The organism is Streptomyces sp. NPDC089915 (genome assembly GCF_040684675.1).
In the GTDB taxonomy this organism is placed as follows: Bacteria; Actinomycetota; Actinomycetes; order Streptomycetales; family Streptomycetaceae; genus Streptomyces.
This window is the reverse complement of sequence record NZ_JBFBGN010000001.1, coordinates 1-16,800: the sequence shown is the minus strand read 5'-3', so window position 1 is coordinate 16,800 and position 16,800 is coordinate 1. Positions and strand designations below refer to the sequence as shown.

The window sequence follows — 16,800 nt, the reverse complement described above, 5'->3', positions numbered from 1 at the left end:
TACCTGAATGCGCAACACGACGCCGAGTACCAGGATCTGGTCAAAACCCGTTGGTTATCGGCGGAGTTGAGGGGTTGTGTGCCGATTCGCTCCGCGCCGACGTGTCCGCTCAGCGGACGCGTGCCAGCTAATTCCGGACGTGTTTCGGCGCATACCTGTCGTGTCCATGGCGATCATGGAGTTCGCTGGCAACCTCTCCCCATCCCCACCACCGAAAAGCTCCGCACCGCTCTGCCCGAGCGGCCGGAATCCCGGCTGCCCGGTTCCACCCCCCACACGCAGAAGGAGTCAGCGTGAAGTCCACGCACAGGCGGAACGTCAGCGCCACCGGCGCCCTGCTCGCCGCAGCCGCCCTGCTCACCGTCGGCGTCCAGGCCGGCAGCGCCAGCGCGCAGCCCGGCGGTTCGGCCGGCACGGCCGCCGCCAAGGGCCAGCCGCGCAACCCGGGCGCCCTGCCCGCGCAGCTCACCCCGTCCCAGCGCGCCGAGCTCATAGCCAAGGCCCAGAGCACCACGGCCGCCACGGCCAAGGAACTCGGCCTGAGCCCGCAGGAGAAGCTCCTCGTCCACGATGTGGTCAAGGACCAGGACGGTACCACCCACACCCGTTACGAGCGCACGTACGAGGGACTTCCCGTCCTCGGCGGCGACCTGGTCGTCGACCGCAGCGCGGCCGACAAGACCCAGAACGTGACCAAGGCGAACCAGGCCCAGCTGGCGGGCGTCTCCACCACCGCCCCGGCCGACGCGCCGGCCGCGGCCTCCGTGAAGGCCCTCGACGCCGCGAAGGCGGTCGGCTCCAAGGCCGACAAGACCGACGCCGCGCCCCGCAAGATCGTGTGGATGGCGAACGGCGTGCCGACCCTGGCCTACGAGACCGTCGTCGGCGGCCTCCAGGACGACGGCACCCCCAACCAGCTCCACGTCATCACCGACGCCAAGACCGGCGCGAAGCTGCACCAGTGGCAGGGCATCGAGACCGGTGTCGGCAACACCCACTACAGCGGCCAGGTCACCCTCGGCTCTTCGCAGTCCGGGTCGAACTTCACCCTGAACGACACCGGCCGCGGCGGCCACAAGACGTACAACCTGAACCACGGTACGTCCGGCACCGGTTCGCTCTTCTCCCAGACCAACGACACCTGGGGCAACGGCGCCAACTCCAACGCCGCCACCGCGGGCGCCGACGCCGCCTACGGCGCCGGGGTCACCTGGGACTTCTACAAGAACGTCTTCGGCCGCTCCGGCATCCGCGGCGACGGCGTCGCCGCCTACTCGCGGGTCCACTACGGCAACGCCTACGTCAACGCCTTCTGGGACGACGGCTGCTTCTGCATGACGTACGGCGACGGGTCCGGCAACAACGACCCGCTGACCTCGCTGGACGTCGCCGGCCACGAGATGACGCACGGCGTCACCGCGGCCACCGCGGGCCTGGAGTACAGCAGCGAGTCGGGCGGTCTGAACGAGGCCACCTCCGACATCATGGGCACCTCCGTCGAGTTCTACGCCAACAACCCGAGCGACCCGGGCGACTACCTCATCGGCGAGAAGATCGACATCAACGGCGACGGCACCCCGCTGCGCTACATGGACAAGCCGAGCAAGGACGGCGGCTCCGCCGACGCGTGGTACGCGGGCGTCGGCAACCTCGACGTCCACTACTCCTCGGGCCCGGCCAACCACTGGTTCTACCTGGCCTCCGAGGGCTCCGGCGCCAAGGTCATCAACGGCGTGAGCTACAACTCGCCGACCTCCGACGGCCTGCCCGTCACCGGCATCGGCCGGGACAAGGCCCAGCTCATCTGGTACAAGGCGCTGACCACCAAGTTCAACTCCAGCACGGACTACGCGGGAGCCCGTACGGGCACGATCGCCGCGGCGACCGAGCTGTACGGCGCCGGCAGCGCCGAGGTCAACGCCATCACCGACGCCTGGGCCGCCATCAACGTCGGCGCCCGCTCCGGCGGCGGCAACCCCAACCCGGGCAAGGTCTTCGAGAGTACGACCCGCGTGGCCATCCCGGACTCGCCCGGCCCGGCCGTCACCTCGTCGGTCAGCGTCACCGGGATCACCGGCAACGCGCCGAGCGCCCTCAAGGTCGGTGTGAAGATCACCCACACCTACATCGGTGACCTGCAGATCGACCTCGTCGCCCCCAACGGGACCTCGTACCGCCTGCAGAACTCCTCGTCCGACTCCACGGCCAACCTGGACAAGACCTACACGGTCAACGCCTCGGCCGTGGCGGCGAACGGCACCTGGAAGCTGAAGGTCCAGGACAAGGGAGCCGCCGACACCGGCACGATCACCGACTTCAAGCTCACCTTCTGATCGACCGTCCCGCAGCATGACGCGCGTGCCCGGAGCCTCACCAGGCTCCGGGCACCTCGCGTCGAACCCGCTGAAACTACTTGTCCAGGACGAGGTTCGCGTCCCAGGCCTCGCCCGCCTTGATCGGCCTGCCGGCCTCGTCGGTGAACGACTGGGTGTAGATCCCGCTCAGCGGCACCGTTTCGCCCGGAGAGGCGGACTGGAGGACGTCGCAGACATCCGCGAAGGAGGCGGCAGGAGAGCCCTTGACGTCGGTGATGACGTCAAGTTGCTGCATCTTCGCCTTCTCGGCCGCGGAATTGCGCTGGACATCGGTGACGATCATCCCTTCGACGTCCTTGAACTGCTTCTGGATCTTCTCGATCGTAGGGGCGTCCTCGGGCGTGAAGGTATCCGGCAGCGTGGGGTCGTGCAGGTACGCCAGCTCCCATCCCGGGTCGTTCCTCTTCTCGCCGGAAGCCAGCGTGTCGAGCAGCGGCCGGACGTGGTCACTGCTGATGGCGTAGAACTGCCCCTCCACCCCCGCATTCCCGTTGCCGAGCGTGTTGATCCCGACCACTTCCCCCTTCCCGTTGAGCAGCGGTCCGCCGGAATTGCCCGGATTGACGGTGGCGGAGTGCTGCAGCGTGGCGGGGTAACGCGGCAGGGACGGGTCGGGAACGGCGTCCTTGACGTTCGGATTCTGCACGGCACCCGTGGTGAACACGGGCTTCTGTGAGGTTCCCTCCTTCTCGAACGTGGCGGGATAGCCCAGCGAGGTGACGGTGTCGGCGACGGCGACGTCTGCGCTCCTTCCGAACTTCAGCTGCTTCAAGTCCGGTTGGGGAGAGGAGAATTGCAGCACGGCGAGGTCCTCGCAGGGATCGATCCCGAGCACACGGGCGGCCGCGGGCGCCCGGTCCTCCACCGTGACCCGCAACGACGGCTCCCCCTGCACCACATGTGCGTTGGTGACGATGAGCCCCTTCTCGGCGTCGTAGATGATCCCGCTGCCGTCTGCCTTGGGCCCCGAGACCTTCACCGTGGCCGGCGCGGCCCGCTCGTAGATCTCCTTGGGCGAGAGGTCGTCGGCGAAGGCGACCCCTCCGCCCGTTCCGAGGACCACCGCCGTGGCCACCGCCAGGGCGTTTCCGGTGCGTCGTCCCCTCATGAGCCCGCCGCCTTTCTCCACGCACGGACGACCCCTTTCCAGGCTAGCCCCGCCCCCGGGAGGTGTCCTGCCGGGGGCGGGGGCGGGGGCGGGGGCGGGGGCCCGGTGCCGCGGGGCCGTCCCGGTTCACCGGGCCGTCATCCGGTGTCCGCCCGGACGCCCGGGAACCCGGTGGGGTTCGACGGCACGGCGTGATCTGATGGGGGCATGATCGATGAATTCCTCGCCCGTGACCTGTCCGCCGTCGAAGAGGCCGTCCGCAAGGCGGCCGCGGCCGAGATCATGCCGCGGTTCCGGCAGCTCGCCGACCACGAGGTGGACCAGAAGAGCGGTCCGCACGACCTGGTCACCGATGCCGACCGGCTGGCCGAGCAGGACCTCACGGCCTCGCTGACGCGGCTCCTGCCCGGCTCCGCCGTGGTCGGCGAGGAGGCGGTGCACGCCGACCCGGAGGTCTACGCGGCGCTGCGCGCGGACGCGCCCGTGTGGATCGTCGACCCGGTCGACGGCACCCGGCAGTTCGTGGAGGGCGACCCGCACTTCTGCACCCTCGTCGCGCTCGCCCTGCGCGGCGAGATCCTCGCCTCCTGGACCTACGCCCCGGCCCTGGACGTCCTGGCCACCGCCGTGTGCGGGCAGGGCGCGTACGTCAACGGCGAGCGGATACGCAGCGGTTCGCCGGAGCCCGGCGCCGACCTGCGCGTGGCGACGGCCCACCCGCTCTACACCTCCGAGGAGGACCGGCGCCACCTGTCCCGGCTCGACGTGCCCGGAGTCGCCGCCCGGCCCTGCGGCTCGGCCGGCCTGGAGTACCTGCGGGTGGCCCGGGGCGAGATGGACGCGCTGGCCTTCACCTGGCCCTCGGCCTGGGACCACGCGGCCGGACTGCTGCTGGTCGGGGAGGCGGGCGGTGCCCAGAGCACCGTGGACCGCGTGCCCTTCCGCGTCGACCGGGACAACGCGCTGCCCTTCGCCGTGGGCCGCGACGAGGCCACCGCGGTCCGCGTCCGCGAGCTGCTGCGCGGCGAGGGCTGAGGGGCCGGGGACGGGCGGACTAGGCTGGGGGCAGTGGCCGCCGCCGGACGAAGGAGCTGTCAGTGCCGTCGATTCTCGACGCAGTCGTGGTGGGGGCGGGGCCCAACGGCCTGACGGCCGCGGTCGAACTCGCCCGCCGGGGCCACTCGGTGGCCGTCTTCGAGGCCGCCGGATCCATCGGCGGCGGGGCCCGTACCGAGGAGCTCACCCTCCCCGGCTTCCGCCACGACCCCTGCTCGGCGGTGCACCCGCTGGGCGCCGGCTCCCCGGTGTTCAAGACGATGCCGCTGAAGCGGTACGGGCTGGAGTGGCTGCACCCCGCGCTCCCCATGGCGCACCCCTTCGACGACGGCACGGCCGCCGTGCTCTCCCGTTCCGTCGCGGAGACGGCGGCCTCCTTCGGACCCCGGGACGCCGGCGCCTACCGGCGCCTGGTGGAGCCCTACCTCGGCCGATGGGACACCCTCGCCCGGGACTTCATGTCCCTGCCGAACACCGCCCTGCCCCGCGACCCGCTCCTCCTGGCCCGCTTCGGCCTCACCGGCCTGCCGCCCTCCACCTGGCTGCTGCGCCGCTTCCGCGACGACCGCGCGCGGGCCCTGTTCGCCGGGCTCGTCGCGCACGTCATCGCCCCGCTGAGCGGGATCGGCACCGGCGCCGTCGGCCTGGTCTTCGCGCTCGCCGCGCACGCGGGCGGCTGGCCCGTGCCGCGCGGCGGTTCGCAGTCCATCTCCGACGCCCTCGCCGGCTACCTCGCCGACCTCGGCGGCACCGTCCACACCGGCTTCGAGGTCAAGCGGCTCGACGACCTGCCCCCGGCCCGCGCCTACGTCTTCGACACCTCCCCGACCGCACTGGCCCGGATCGCCCGCCTGGGCCGCGCGTACGACGGCTACCGCTACGGCTCCGCCGCCTTCAAGCTCGACTACGCCCTGTCCGGCCCCGTCCCCTGGACCGCCGAGGCGGCCCGCCGGGCCGGCACCGTCCAGGTCGGCCCCGGCAGCCGCGACATCGACGCCGCGCTCCAACTGGCCACCAGCGGCCGCGCCCCCCGCAACCCCTTCCTCATCACCGCCCAGCCCAGCCTGGTCGACCCCGGCCGGGCCCCGGAGGGCAAGCACGTCTTCTGGGCGTACGGGCACGTCCCGGCGGGCTGGGAGGGCGACCTCACCGAAGCCGTCGAACGCCAACTGGAGCGCTTCGCCCCCGGCTTCCGCGACCTGGTGCTCGCCCGCGCCACCGCCGGGCCCCCGCAGCTCGCCGCCCGCAACCCCAACTACGTGGGCGGGGACATCGCCTGCGGCGCCGCCGCCGGACTCCAGCTGCTGCTGCGGCCCAAGCTCACGCTCTCCCCGTACACCACCGCCCACCCGGCGGTCTTCCTCTGCTCCTCCGCCACCCCGCCCGGCCCCGGCGTGCACGGCATGTCCGGGCACAACGCGGCCAAGGCGGTCTGGCGGCACCTGCGAAAGGCCCGCTGATGGTCCGGATCACCCTCGTCCAGGGCGACATCACCGCCGAGGAGGCGGACGCGGTGGTCAACGCCGCCAACTCCTCGCTGCTGGGCGGCGGGGGCGTGGACGGGGCCATCCACCGGCGCGGCGGCCCCGAGATCCTCGCCGCCTGCGAGGACCTGCGCCGCTCCCACTACGGCAAGGGCCTCCCCACGGGCCGCGCGGTCGCCACCACGGCCGGCCGCCTCCCGGCGGAACACGTCATCCACACCGTCGGCCCGGTCTGGTCGAAGGAGGAGGACCGCTCGCACCTGCTCGCGTCCTGCTACCGGGAGTCCCTGCGCGTGGCCGACGAGCTGGGCGCGCGCACGGTCGCCTTCCCGGCCGTCTCCACCGGGATCTACGGCTGGCCGATGGACGACGGCGCCCGCATCGCGATCGAGACCGTCCGCACCACCCCCACCCGGGTGGAGGAGGTCCGCTTCGTCCTCTTCGACGCGGCGGCCTACGCCGTCTTCGAGGCCGCGCTGGCCTAGGCCGTCAGCGGCGCTCGGCCGTCAGCGGCGCTCGCCGTCAGTGGCGCTCGAAGCCGAGGTGCCGGCCGATGACCGAGAAGCCGCGGCGCTCGTACCAGTGGCGCGGCCAGTCCTCCGCGTCGGCGGTCAGGAAGCGCGTGCCGCAGCGGGCGTCGGCGGCGTGGCGCAGGGCGGTCGCGAGGACCGCGTCCGCGTAGCCGCGTCCGAGGTGGAGCTCCGAGGTGATCAGGTCCTCGATCTGGGCCGTGCCCGTGGCCCGGTCCAGGTAGAGGTCGGCCCACGAGGCGACCTCACCCTCCGGCGTGCGGGCGCCGATGAACCGCACCTCGTCCGCCCCGCGCCGTCCGGCCTCGCGGCGGTCGACGAGCTGGCGGATCACCTCCTCGCCGGCATCGGGCAGGTAGCCGCGCCAGCGCCGGGCGAGCGGGACCCGCAGGTCCTCCAGGTCCACCTCGCCCGCCCCGCCGCCCGCCGGGACCGGGCCCCCGTGCAGCATGACGAGATAGGTGGACCTCGTGTAGCCGGCGCGGAGCAGCGGCTCCGCGCAGGCCTCCCCGAGCTCTTCGTCGAGGACCGTGATCAGACGGTGGTCCAGGTGCCCCAGCGCCCGGTCCGCCAGCGCGGGCAGCGCCGCGGGATCGGTCGCCCCGTCGATGACGAGGTGGTTGTTGGAGTGGGAGAGCGCGAACTCGTCGTCGAGGGCGGCGAATCCGCCGGGGACCTCGACGGTCCGCCCCGCCCTGCGGCGGGCGAAGGCCGAGAGGAAGGTGTTGATCTGCTGAAGTTCCGGGCCGGTCATGGGGCGAGCCTAGGCGGCCGGACCCCGTGATCGCCGCCGGTTTTCCCCCCGGTCCGTGTCCTGTGCAACTAGGCTCCGGCCATGACGACGCGTACAGGGGTGGAAGAGGACTGGGCCGCGACGAGGGCGTGGGTGGAGGAGTTGCTGCCCGACGGCGAGCGCGTCGAGGCGGCGACCGCGCTCCAGGGCGGCTGGACCTCGCGGATGCGCCGCCTGGAGCTGGCTGGTGCGGCGGCCGGCCCCCGGTCACTGGTCCTGCGGTCCTTCGTCCGGCCCTTCTACCGGCGGCACGCGGAAGGCCTGCTCACGCGGGAGGCGGCCGTCCTGACCCTGCTCGGTGCCACGGACGTGCCCGCCGCCTCCCTGGTGGCCCTGGACCCGACGGCGCGCCACTGCGACCACCCCTCCCTGCTGATGTCCCTGCTCCCCGGCTCCGTGCGCGTCGACCCGCAGGAGGCGGGGCCGCGCGCCGGGCTGCTGGCCCGGCAGCTGCTGGCCGTCCACCGGCTGGAGGTGCCCGCCGGCCACCGGCCCCGCGCCTACCAGGCGTGGACCTCCGCCGACGGGGTCACCCCGCCCGCGCGGACCGGACGGCCGGAGCTGTGGCGGCGGGCCGCGGAGGTCATCCGGCGCGAGCCCCCGCGGCACCGGGCCTGCTTCCTGCACCGCGACTTCCACCCCGGAAACGTGCTCTTCGAGGGCTCCGGGGCGGACCTGCGGATCAGCGGGGTCGTCGACTGGGTGGAGACCTCCTGGGGCCCGGCCGACCTGGACGTCGCCCACTGCTCGACCGCCCTGGCCCTGCTGTACGGGGTCCCGGCGGGCATGGACTTCGCCGACCGGTACACGGCGGCGGGCGGCAGCCTGGCGGACGGCGCCGACCACCTGTACTGGCGCCTGCTCGACGCCCTGGCCTTCGCCCCGGACGCCGAGAAGGTCGGGGTCCCCTGGCGCGCCCTGGGCCGGAGCGACCTCACCGCCGCCGTGCTGACGGACCGGCTGGAACGCTACGTCGAGGCCCTCTTCGCCCGCTACGCCTGATCCGCGCCCCCCTCCGCGTCCGCGTCCCCGCCGTCCGGCGCGCCCAGCGTGGCGGCCAGCAGCCGCTTGTCGGGCTTGCCCACCGCGGTCAGCGGGATCCGGTCCACGGTGTGCACGGCGCGGGGCGCGTACGTCGCCCCCATGTGCCGGACCACGTACTCCCGGACCGCGTCGGGCCCCGCGTCCCGCCCCGGCGCGGGGACGACCGCGGCGTGGACCTCCTCGGTCCCGTCCGCCCGGCGCACCCCGAACACCGCGCACCGGGCGACGGCGGGATGGCCGAGCAGCAGCTCCTCCACCTCCGCCGGACGGACGTGCCCGCCGACCACGACGATCTCGTCCCCGAGCCGGTCCAGGACGAACAGCCGGCCCTCCGCGTCCAGGCAGCCGACGTCCCCGGTGCGGATCCAGCCGTCGCGCAGCACCTCGGCGGTCTCGGCGGGACGCCGCCAGTACCCGCTCATCGTCATGGGGGAGCGGACGACGATCTCCCCGCTCTCCCCGGCGGGCAGCGGCCGGCCGTCGGCGCCGCGGACCTCGATGGTGACGCCGGGCGCCGCCCGCCCCGCCGTCGGCCGGCCGCCGGGACCCGTCACCCCGTGCTCGTGCGGCGCCACCTCGGCGATGTTCCCCGCCTCCGTCTGCCCGTACCAGCCGTGCAGCACCGGCCCGAGCGCCCGCGCCGCCTCCCGCAGCCGCCGCGCCGACGCGGGGGTGCCGCCGTAGAAGACCCGGCGCAGGGCGGACAGGTCGGTGGCCGACAGGTCCGGGTGGTCCAGCAGCTCGTACAGCAGCGGCGGCAGGAGCCAGAGGTCGGTGACGCGCTCGCGGGCGAGGGCGGCGAGGGCGTCACCCGCGTCGAACGAGGGCCGCAGGACGACGGTGCCCCCGGCGAGCAGGGTGATGTCCGCGAGGACGCCCGCCATGTGGGCGAGCGGGGTGCAGGCGAGGGTCCGGGGCGGGCTTCCGGCGGGGAGCCGGCCGGCGTAGAGGGCCAGGGTCCGGGCGTAGGGGCCGTGCGGCATCCGGACGCCCTTGGGCAGCCCGGTGGTGCCGCCGGTGAAGCGGACGCACCAGTCGTCCCCGGGGAGCGCCGCGCCCGCCACCGGGCGCGGCGGCCGCAGCGCGGCGGCCGCCGTCAGGTCCTCCGCGGCCGGGGAGGGTCCCAGCGACAGGACGGCCGGTACGGGGGCCCGCGCGAGCAGCTCCGCTGCGGCCTCCTCCGCCCCGGGCTCCACGAGCAGGAGCGCCGTGTCCACGCCCGCGGCGATCCGGGCCCGTGCCCCGGCGGCCGTGCCCTCGCCGAGGAACACCACCCGGGCGCCGATGAGGTTCGCCGCGTACCGGGCGACGAGCGCCCCGGGCCGGTTGCCGGTGAGGAAGGTGACGGTGGAGCCACGGCCGACGCCCCGCGCCGCCAGCTCCGCCGCCGTCCGCAGCACCCCGTCCCGGAACTCGCCGGCCGTGAGGGCGGGCCCCTCCGCCGGGACCACCGCCGGGCGGCCGGGGGAGCGGGCGAGCACCTCCAGCGCCGCCTCGACGTAACTCCGGTACGGGGGGATCGGGTTGCCGCTGTTCTCCGTCATGCTCCGCAGGCTAGGCGGGCTCCGTTCATACGGTCCAAGACCGGTTCGGCCATGAAAGGATGCCCTGAAGGTTATGAGGGGACGGGGAATGGACCTGCTCGCGCTGCGCTGCTTCCAGGTCGTCGCCCGCCACGAGCACATCAGCCGGGCGGCCGCCGAACTGCGCGTGGCCCAGCCCTCGGTCAGCCGCACCGTCGCCCGCCTGGAGGCGGAGCTGGGCGTGGAGCTCTTCGAACGCCGGGGCCGCCGCATCCGGCTGAACCGGCACGGAGCCGCCTTCCTGCGCCGGGTCGACCGGGCGCTGGGCGAACTGGAGGACGGCCGCCGCGAACTGGCCGAGGCGGCAGGCGCCGGAGCCGGCGCGGTGACGGTGGCCACCGAGACCCTGATGACCGTGGCCGCCCTGCTCCCGGGCCACCGCGCCGCGCATCCCGGGGTGGACGTCCGGCTGCGCCAGTGTCCGGCCGACGCCATGGCGCACCTGCTGCGCACCCGCGCGGTGGACCTCTGCCTGGCCTCGGAGCCGCTCGCCGGGCCGGGGCTGGAGTCGGTGGAGCTGCTCCGCGAGGAGGTGCTGCTCGCCGTGCCCGCCGGGCACCGGCTGGCCGGCCGGGAGGGCGTCGGCACGGCCGAGCTGGAGGGGGAGCCGTTCCTCACCCCCGGGCCGGGCCACTGGCAGCGGGAACTCGCCGACCGGCTGTTCGCCCGGGCCGGGCTGCGGCCCGCCGTCGTCTGCGAGGGCAACGAGCCCGGCGCGCTCCTGGACCTGGTCGGCGCGGGCCTCGGGATCGCGCTGCTCCCGGCGATGGCCCGGGACGCCGGGCTGCGCGCCGGCGTGGCCTGGGCGCGGCCGGCGGACGAAGGGGCGCGGCGGGTGCTGTGGCTGGTCCGCGACCGCGACGCCTTCGCACCCGCCGCCGTACGGGAGTTCGCCGCGTTCGCCGTCGCCCACTTCGAGGGGACGCCCGGGGCCGAGCGGGCGTGAGGCCGGCCGGCGGCGTGGGCCGTCAGACGGTCCGTGCGGCGGTCCCGGGGGTGGGCCGGGGGTAGGTGAGGGAGCGCTTGACGCTGCCGAACGCGAAGCTCGACTCGATCGAGGAGATCCCGGGGATGGCGTGGATCCGGTGCCGGACGAGGGCCTCGTACGCCTCCAGGTCCTCGATGACCACGCGCAGCAGGTAGTCGCTGCTGCCCGCCATCAGATAGCAGTCCTGGATGTGCTCGATCACCGCCACGTGCTGCTCGAACGCGGCCACCGCCTCCTTGGTGTGCCGCTCCAGCCGGATCCGGACGAAGACGGTGATCGGCAGCCCGAAGGCGACCTGGTCCACGACCGCCGTGTAGCCCCGGATCAGGCCCGCCTCCTCCAGCCGGCGGACCCGGCGCAGGCAGGGCGAGGGGGACAGCCGGACGCGGTCGGCGAGGTCCTGGTTGGAGAGCCGCCCGTCGGCCTGCAGCTCCCGGATGATCTGGAGGTCGACGGCGTCCACGGCCACTCCCGGGGTTCCACGGCGCTTTCTCGGCCGTTCTTGGCAGATCCTGCCCCAAACGTATGTCCGAGGGGCAGAACTGGCAATCGGCTGCCCCGGCCCAAGCCCTAACGTTGCCGGTGAACGGGCCGGACCGGTCCGCTCTCACAGGCTGGAGTCCCTCCCTTGGTCGCGACCAACACCACCGGCGCGTCCGCGCCTGTCGACACGGCGGGCCCGCCGGCCGGCACAACCGGCCGGTTCGGGCTCTCCCCGCACGCCGAGGGCATGGCGGCCCTCGCGGTCACGGTGGCCATCTGGGCCGCCTTCGCGCTCAGCGCCCGCGCCCTCGGCTCCTCCACCCTGCTGCCCGCCGACGCCGCCCTGCTGCGCTTCGGCGTCCCGGTGCTGGTCCTGGCGCCCGCCCTGTGGCGGCGCAGGCGCCGGATCGCCGCCGTCCGCCCGGTTCCGGCGCTCATGATCGTCTGCGGGGCCGGGGTGCCCTTCTTCCTCGCCGCGATGCACGGCGGCTCCCTGACCTCGGCGGCCTTCGTCGGCTCGATCGTCCCCGGGATGGTCCCGCTCTTGGTGGCCGCCCTGTTGGCGGCCCGCGGCCGGGGGCTCCCGCGGGGCGCCCAGGTGGCCGGGCTCGTCCTGATCGCGGCCGGGGTGGCCGCCCTCGTGTGGCGCTACGTGGTCCCCGTCGACGCCGACGTGCTGGAGGGGGCCGGCACCCTGCTGGTGGCCAGCGGCCTGTGGGCCCTCTACACGGTCGGGCTGCGCGACGTGGACCTCGATCCCGTCGGGTCGATCGGGCTGCTGTGCCTGCCCTCCTTCGCGGTGATCGCGCTGCTGGTCCTCACCGGGGTCCTCCCGACGGGCCTGGCGCACGCGGCCGGCGGCGACATCGCGCTGTTCCTCGTCGTGCAGGGGCTCGGCGTCGGGCTGTGCGCGGGCCTGCTGTACGCCTTCGCCATCCGCCGGCTGGGCGCCGAGCGCAGCTCCGTGGTGGGCAGTCTCAGCCCCGTGGCCGTCGTCCTGCTGGCCGTCCCCGTGCTCGGGGAGTCCCCGACCGCCGCCGTGCTCGTCGGCGTCCCCCTCATCACCGTCGGCGTCGTCCTCGCCAACCGCCGCCCCGGCCCCCGTACCCGTCCCTCCGCCCGCCCCCGTCCCGAGGTCCCCGCAGATGCTTGAGCTCCTCCCCCCGCCGCCCACCGACCCGCTGTGGGACCTGACGTACGAGTTCGGCTCCGACGAACGGGCCGAGCGGCTGAACCTGGTGCTCGGCGTCTACCGCGACCACACCGGGCGGACCCCCGTGATGGCCGCCGTCCGCGAGGCCGAGATACGGCTGGCGGAGCGCTCCGAGTCCAAGGAGTACCGGGGCCTGTCGGGGAACACCGCCTTCAACCGGGCGCTGCTCACCCTGATCCTCGGCGACGGCGGCCCGCAGGGCCCGGCCGGCCGGGCCGCGGCCGTCCAGACGGTCGCCGGCTCCGGCGCGCTGCGGCTGCTGGCCGACCTGATCTGCCGCACCCGCCCGGGCGCCACGGTGTGGATCAGCGACCCGGCGTACGTCAACCACCGCCCCATCCTGGAGGCGGCCGGGCTCCGGGTCCGCACCTACGGCTGGCGCGACGCCGAGGGCGGCTTCGACGCGGCGGGCGTGCTCCGCGACCTCGCCGGGGCCGGCCGCGACGACGTGGTGCTGCTCCAGGGCTGCTGCCACAACCCCACCGGCGTCGACCCCGAGCCCGCGGACTGGGCCGCGCTGGCCGACCTCGCGGCCCGCGACGGCTGGGTGCCCTTCGTCGACCTCGCCTACCACGGCCTCGGCGACGGACTGGAGGCCGACCTGGCGGCCACCCGCCTGCTCGCGGAGCGGGTGCCGGAGATGCTCGTCGCCGTGAGCTGCTCCAAGAACTTCGGCCTGTACAGCGACCGCACCGGCTGCGCCATCGTCCTGGGCGCCTCGGAACGGGCCGTGCGGCACGCCGAGACGGCCCTGCAGAACGCCGCGCGGACGCTCTACTCGATGCCGCCCGAGCACGGGGCCGCCGTCGTCACGGCCGTCCTGGAGGACGAGGGCCTGCGCGCGCTCTGGCGGGACGAACTCGACCTGATGCGCGGCCGCATCGAGGCGAACCGCTCAAGCCTCGCCGCACGGCTGGCCGAGCACGGGTGGGCCGCGCAGGCGGCCTCGCTCGCCCGCCAGCGGGGGATGTTCTCGATGCTGCCCCTGACGCCCGAGGAGATGCTCCGGCTGCGCCGCCAGTACGCGATCTACGGCACCACCGCCGGCCGGATCAACATCGCGGGCATAGCTTCCGAGCGGATCCCCTGCCTCGCCCGGGGAGTGGCCGGAGTGCTCGCCGGACGCTGAACGGGCCGCACGCCGGGAGGTATTCCGGCACGTCCCGCATTCCGCCGCCCGTTTCCCCGTGCAGGGGGGAGCGGGCGGCGCGGTATCGGCGGTCGAAAGCCTCTGGAGAATGGCCGGATAGAACTCACCCCATGCGGCGTGGAGTTGCCTGTATGGCATCATGGCCGCGTTGTCGACCGCTGGGTTCGCCGGAGGACTGAGGGATGAAGTTACCTGGCTCCGCGTTACCGGCGTCGGAGGACCGGACGCTCAGGCGCCGCCTGAAGAAGGTGCGCCGGACCTGCGAGGGACTGCTCTCGGAATGGGGCATGGAGCACGGCTGCGGCATCGACGAACTCCACGCATATCTCAGCGGGCAGCGCGGGCGGCCGATCCATTTGATTCCGACGGCCTTCCCCGAACGGCACCTGTTCGGGATATGGCTGAAAACGGATGACTTCGACATCATCGCCTTCGAGAAGGCGGCTTCGGCGTCCCACAAGGAACACATCATCGCCCACGAACTCGCCCATATCGCCTTCGATCACAAAGGGTCCCTGCAGTTGGACCGCACCGATCCCGGTGCGCGGGAGCCGGAGGATACGGGCGGGGCGGGTGAGGCGGGTCTGCTGTTCTCCGACGTCGACCCCGAGGCCGTCCGGAGCGTGCTGATGCGCTCCCGCTACAGCGACGACGAGGAGCAGGAGGCCGAGACGATGGCCTCCCTGATCCTGGCCCGCGCCAACAAGCGCTGGACCGAGCCCGCCTGGGGCGTCCCGGACGCGGCCGCCGAGATAGTGGCCCGGATCGAGAGCGGCCTGGGCAGGCCCGAGCAGGGGCCGGCGTGATCTACGCGATCCTCGCCTGGGTCTGCGCGTTCGTCGGCCTGGCGGCCTTCGCCTACCGGCTCCCGGACCTGCTGCGCAGACGGCACGACGTCGCCCTGTGGGCGCTGTGCACCTACTTCCTCTGCTCCGGGATCAGCTTCCTGGTCGACCTGGACCTGCTGCGGCTGCACATCTCCGCCTTCTTCGGGCTGCCCAACATCACCTCGCTGATCACCCAGTCCGCGGTCGTGGTGCTCACCGCCGCGCAGCAGGTCGTGCTCGTCTACTGGTCCTCGCCGCCCGCCGAGGCCCGGCGGATGGCCCGCGACCGCGTCCTGCTCTTCGGCGGCGCGCTCGCCGTGCTGGTGGCCTCCTCCTTCGTCGTCGGCCCGGTGGCGCACTCCGAGACGGCGACCTCCACGATCCTGCTCAGCATCCAGCACGGCGGATACGCCCTGTACATGTCGTTCTACCTGCTGATCTGCGCCGTCGGGCAGTTCGAGACCGTCCGCCTGTCGCTGCGCTTCACCAGCATGGCCAACCGCCAGTGGCTCAAGGTCGGCATGCGCACCGTCACCCTGGGCGCCAGCCTGATCCTGGTCTACTGCGTCACCCGGGGCATACAGATCGCCGGGACCCGCCTGGACTTCGACGGCAGCGCCCTCGACCCCGTCCAGTGGACCGCCGGCAGCGTCGGCGCCCTCCTCCAGATCGCCGGGTGGACCATCCCCTCCTGGGGCATCCGCATCACCCGCGCCCGCGGCTGGACCCGCTCCTACCGCTCCTACCGCCGGCTGCGGCCCCTGTGGTGGGCGCTGTACCAGGCCTCGCCCGACATCGCCCTGGACCCGCCCCGGTCCTGGCTGCGCGACCTGGTGCCGCCCCGGGACCCCCACTACAGCCTCTACCGCCGCGTCATCGAGATCCGCGACGGCCAGCTGATCCTGCGCACCTCGCTCTCCCTGGCGGACTTCTCCCGGGTGGCCCGCTCGCTGGACCTCCCCGAGGACCCCACCTCCCCGCTGGGCGAGGCCCTCCAGGTCCGCGCCGTACTGAGCCGCCCGGCCGAGGAGCGCGCCGAGCGGGCCGAGCGGGCCGACGCCTCAGAGATCCCGGCGCGGCCCCCGTACGAGGACTTCCGCGACGAGGTGGAGTGGCTGAGCCAGGTCGCCTCGTCCTTCAACACGCTCAGCCGGGGCCGCCCCGGGCCGGTCGACGCCGGCCTGCTGTCATGAGGGCACCGGAGCGGGAGCCCGGCGCGGGGGAGGCGGGCCCGGCCCCGCTGGCGAGGGACGCCGTCGCCCGCCTCGTCGCCCTGGACGCCGAGCGGGGTGCGACCGCCGCCGTGCCCGCCGTACGGGAGGCCCTGCGCGCGCTCCCGGAGCTGTCGGCCGACCCCGCCGCCCTGCGCGGCCTCGGCCCCGACCCGCTCGCCGCCCTCGCCGAGCTGGCCGAGGTCATCGGCTGGATCCTCTTCGACGCCGGCTTCTACCGCCGCGCCCACCGGATGAACGGGCGGGCCCTCGCCCTGGCCGGGCTCTGCGGGGACCGCTGGACGGCCCGGCTGACCCTGCTGAACCACAGCATGCTCACCACCCACACCGGCCGGCCCCGGGCCGCCCTGGAGGCCGCCGCCCGGGTGGCCGGGCGGCGGCCGCTGCCCGCCCGGGTCGCCAGCCTCGTCCTGATCCGGCGGGCGCACGCGACGGCCCTGCTCGGCGGCCGGCGCGAGCCCCTGGAGCTGATCGCCCGCGCCCAGAGCCGCTTCCTGGACGGGATCTCGTACCGGGACCCGCACTGGGCCTGGTGGATCGACCAGACCGAGCTGCTCGGCCACCAGGGCTGGGTGCAGGCCAGGCTGCGCCGCTGGGACCGGGCCATCCCCCTGCTCCACGAGGCGGCCACCGCGCCCGGCCCCTCCTACCGGCACCTGTTCACCGCGGAACTCCTCGCGGCCCTCGCCGGGGCCGGGGCCTGGCGGGAGGCGGAGGAGCTCATCGCGCGGATCGCCCCCCGCGCGGCCGCGATCGGCTCGGTCCGCACCACCGAGACGCTCGCCGCCACCGCCGCCGGACTGCGCCGCCGCCCCGGCGTCCCGGCCCGGCTGCGGGACGCGGCCGCCTTCCTGCGGGAATCCCTGCCGGCCTGACCGGCCCCGGCCGTCCGCCGGGACGGCCCCACGACACGCGACACGGACACACCCCCCAC

Annotated in this window: 15 protein-coding genes; 11 read left to right on the top strand and 4 right to left on the bottom strand. The window is 74.2% G+C overall.

What is annotated here, in order from left to right; translation table 11 throughout:
* Positions 1-293: 293 nt before the first annotated feature.
* Positions 294-2,333, top strand: coding sequence for a M4 family metallopeptidase (locus tag AB0O29_RS00075; protein ID WP_365143485.1), 2,040 nt, complete (start codon positions 294-296; stop codon positions 2,331-2,333).
* Between the two features lie 76 nt (positions 2,334-2,409).
* On the opposite strand, the gene AB0O29_RS00070 is transcribed toward AB0O29_RS00075, so the two are convergent.
* The gene (locus AB0O29_RS00070; RefSeq protein ID WP_365143482.1) at positions 2,410-3,504 is read right to left on the bottom strand and encodes a trypsin-like peptidase domain-containing protein; all 1,095 of its coding nucleotides are present in this window, start codon (positions 3,502-3,504) and stop codon (positions 2,410-2,412) included.
* A gap of 186 nt (positions 3,505-3,690) precedes the next feature.
* Here AB0O29_RS00070 and AB0O29_RS00065 point away from each other — a divergent pair, with 186 nt between their 5' ends.
* The 3 genes from AB0O29_RS00065 (at position 3,691) to AB0O29_RS00055 (ending at position 6,508) form a co-directional block, all read left to right on the top strand.
* Positions 3,691-4,518, top strand: coding sequence for an inositol monophosphatase family protein (locus AB0O29_RS00065; RefSeq protein WP_365143479.1), 828 nt, complete (start codon positions 3,691-3,693; stop codon positions 4,516-4,518).
* Positions 4,519-4,580: 62 nt separating this feature from the next.
* Positions 4,581-5,999, top strand: a complete 1,419-nt coding sequence (locus tag AB0O29_RS00060) for an NAD(P)/FAD-dependent oxidoreductase (protein ID WP_365143476.1) — start codon at positions 4,581-4,583, stop codon at positions 5,997-5,999.
* A complete protein-coding gene (locus AB0O29_RS00055) occupies positions 5,999-6,508 on the top strand; it encodes an O-acetyl-ADP-ribose deacetylase (RefSeq protein ID WP_365143473.1) in 510 nt (169 codons plus the stop codon). The genes AB0O29_RS00060 and AB0O29_RS00055 overlap by 1 nt, the downstream gene beginning before the upstream one ends.
* A gap of 37 nt (positions 6,509-6,545) precedes the next feature.
* Here the strand turns inward: AB0O29_RS00055 and AB0O29_RS00050 are convergent, their stop codons facing one another.
* The gene (locus AB0O29_RS00050) at positions 6,546-7,307 is read right to left on the bottom strand and encodes a GNAT family N-acetyltransferase (RefSeq protein WP_365143470.1); all 762 of its coding nucleotides are present in this window, start codon (positions 7,305-7,307) and stop codon (positions 6,546-6,548) included.
* Positions 7,308-7,388: 81 nt separating this feature from the next.
* On the opposite strand from AB0O29_RS00050, the gene AB0O29_RS00045 reads away from it, so the two are divergent.
* Entirely contained in the window at positions 7,389-8,348 is a 960-nt protein-coding gene (locus tag AB0O29_RS00045; RefSeq protein ID WP_365143468.1) for an aminoglycoside phosphotransferase family protein, read from the top strand.
* On the opposite strand, the gene AB0O29_RS00040 is transcribed toward AB0O29_RS00045, so the two are convergent.
* Positions 8,339-9,934 carry an AMP-binding protein gene (locus tag AB0O29_RS00040; RefSeq protein ID WP_365143465.1) on the bottom strand — a complete coding sequence of 532 codons (1,596 nt, stop codon included), beginning with the start codon at positions 9,932-9,934 and terminating at the stop codon, positions 8,339-8,341. The genes AB0O29_RS00045 and AB0O29_RS00040 overlap by 10 nt on opposite strands.
* 88 nt (positions 9,935-10,022) lie before the next feature.
* Here AB0O29_RS00040 and AB0O29_RS00035 point away from each other — a divergent pair, with 88 nt between their 5' ends.
* Complete coding sequence (locus tag AB0O29_RS00035) at positions 10,023-10,919, top strand: LysR family transcriptional regulator (RefSeq protein WP_365143462.1); 897 nt, start codon at positions 10,023-10,025, stop codon at positions 10,917-10,919.
* Between the two features lie 22 nt (positions 10,920-10,941).
* Here the strand turns inward: AB0O29_RS00035 and AB0O29_RS00030 are convergent, their stop codons facing one another.
* The gene (locus tag AB0O29_RS00030) at positions 10,942-11,424 is read right to left on the bottom strand and encodes an Lrp/AsnC family transcriptional regulator (RefSeq protein WP_365143459.1); all 483 of its coding nucleotides are present in this window, start codon (positions 11,422-11,424) and stop codon (positions 10,942-10,944) included.
* A 165-nt stretch (positions 11,425-11,589) separates the two neighbouring features.
* Between AB0O29_RS00030 and AB0O29_RS00025 the strand changes: the two genes are divergently transcribed.
* The 5 genes from AB0O29_RS00025 (at position 11,590) to AB0O29_RS00005 (ending at position 16,741) form a co-directional block, all read left to right on the top strand.
* Positions 11,590-12,597, top strand: coding sequence for a DMT family transporter (locus tag AB0O29_RS00025; RefSeq protein ID WP_365143456.1), 1,008 nt, complete (start codon positions 11,590-11,592; stop codon positions 12,595-12,597).
* Entirely contained in the window at positions 12,590-13,786 is a 1,197-nt protein-coding gene (locus AB0O29_RS00020) for an aromatic amino acid transaminase (protein ID WP_365143453.1), read from the top strand. The genes AB0O29_RS00025 and AB0O29_RS00020 overlap by 8 nt, the downstream gene beginning before the upstream one ends.
* A gap of 203 nt (positions 13,787-13,989) precedes the next feature.
* Entirely contained in the window at positions 13,990-14,613 is a 624-nt protein-coding gene (locus AB0O29_RS00015; protein WP_365143450.1) for a hypothetical protein, read from the top strand.
* Positions 14,610-15,827 carry an MAB_1171c family putative transporter gene (locus tag AB0O29_RS00010; protein WP_365143448.1) on the top strand — a complete coding sequence of 406 codons (1,218 nt, stop codon included), beginning with the start codon at positions 14,610-14,612 and terminating at the stop codon, positions 15,825-15,827. The genes AB0O29_RS00015 and AB0O29_RS00010 overlap by 4 nt, the downstream gene beginning before the upstream one ends.
* On the top strand, positions 15,824-16,741 hold the full coding sequence (locus AB0O29_RS00005) for a DNA-binding protein (RefSeq protein WP_365143446.1): 918 nt from the start codon (positions 15,824-15,826) through the stop codon (positions 16,739-16,741). The genes AB0O29_RS00010 and AB0O29_RS00005 overlap by 4 nt, the downstream gene beginning before the upstream one ends.
* Positions 16,742-16,800: the final 59 nt, after the last annotated feature.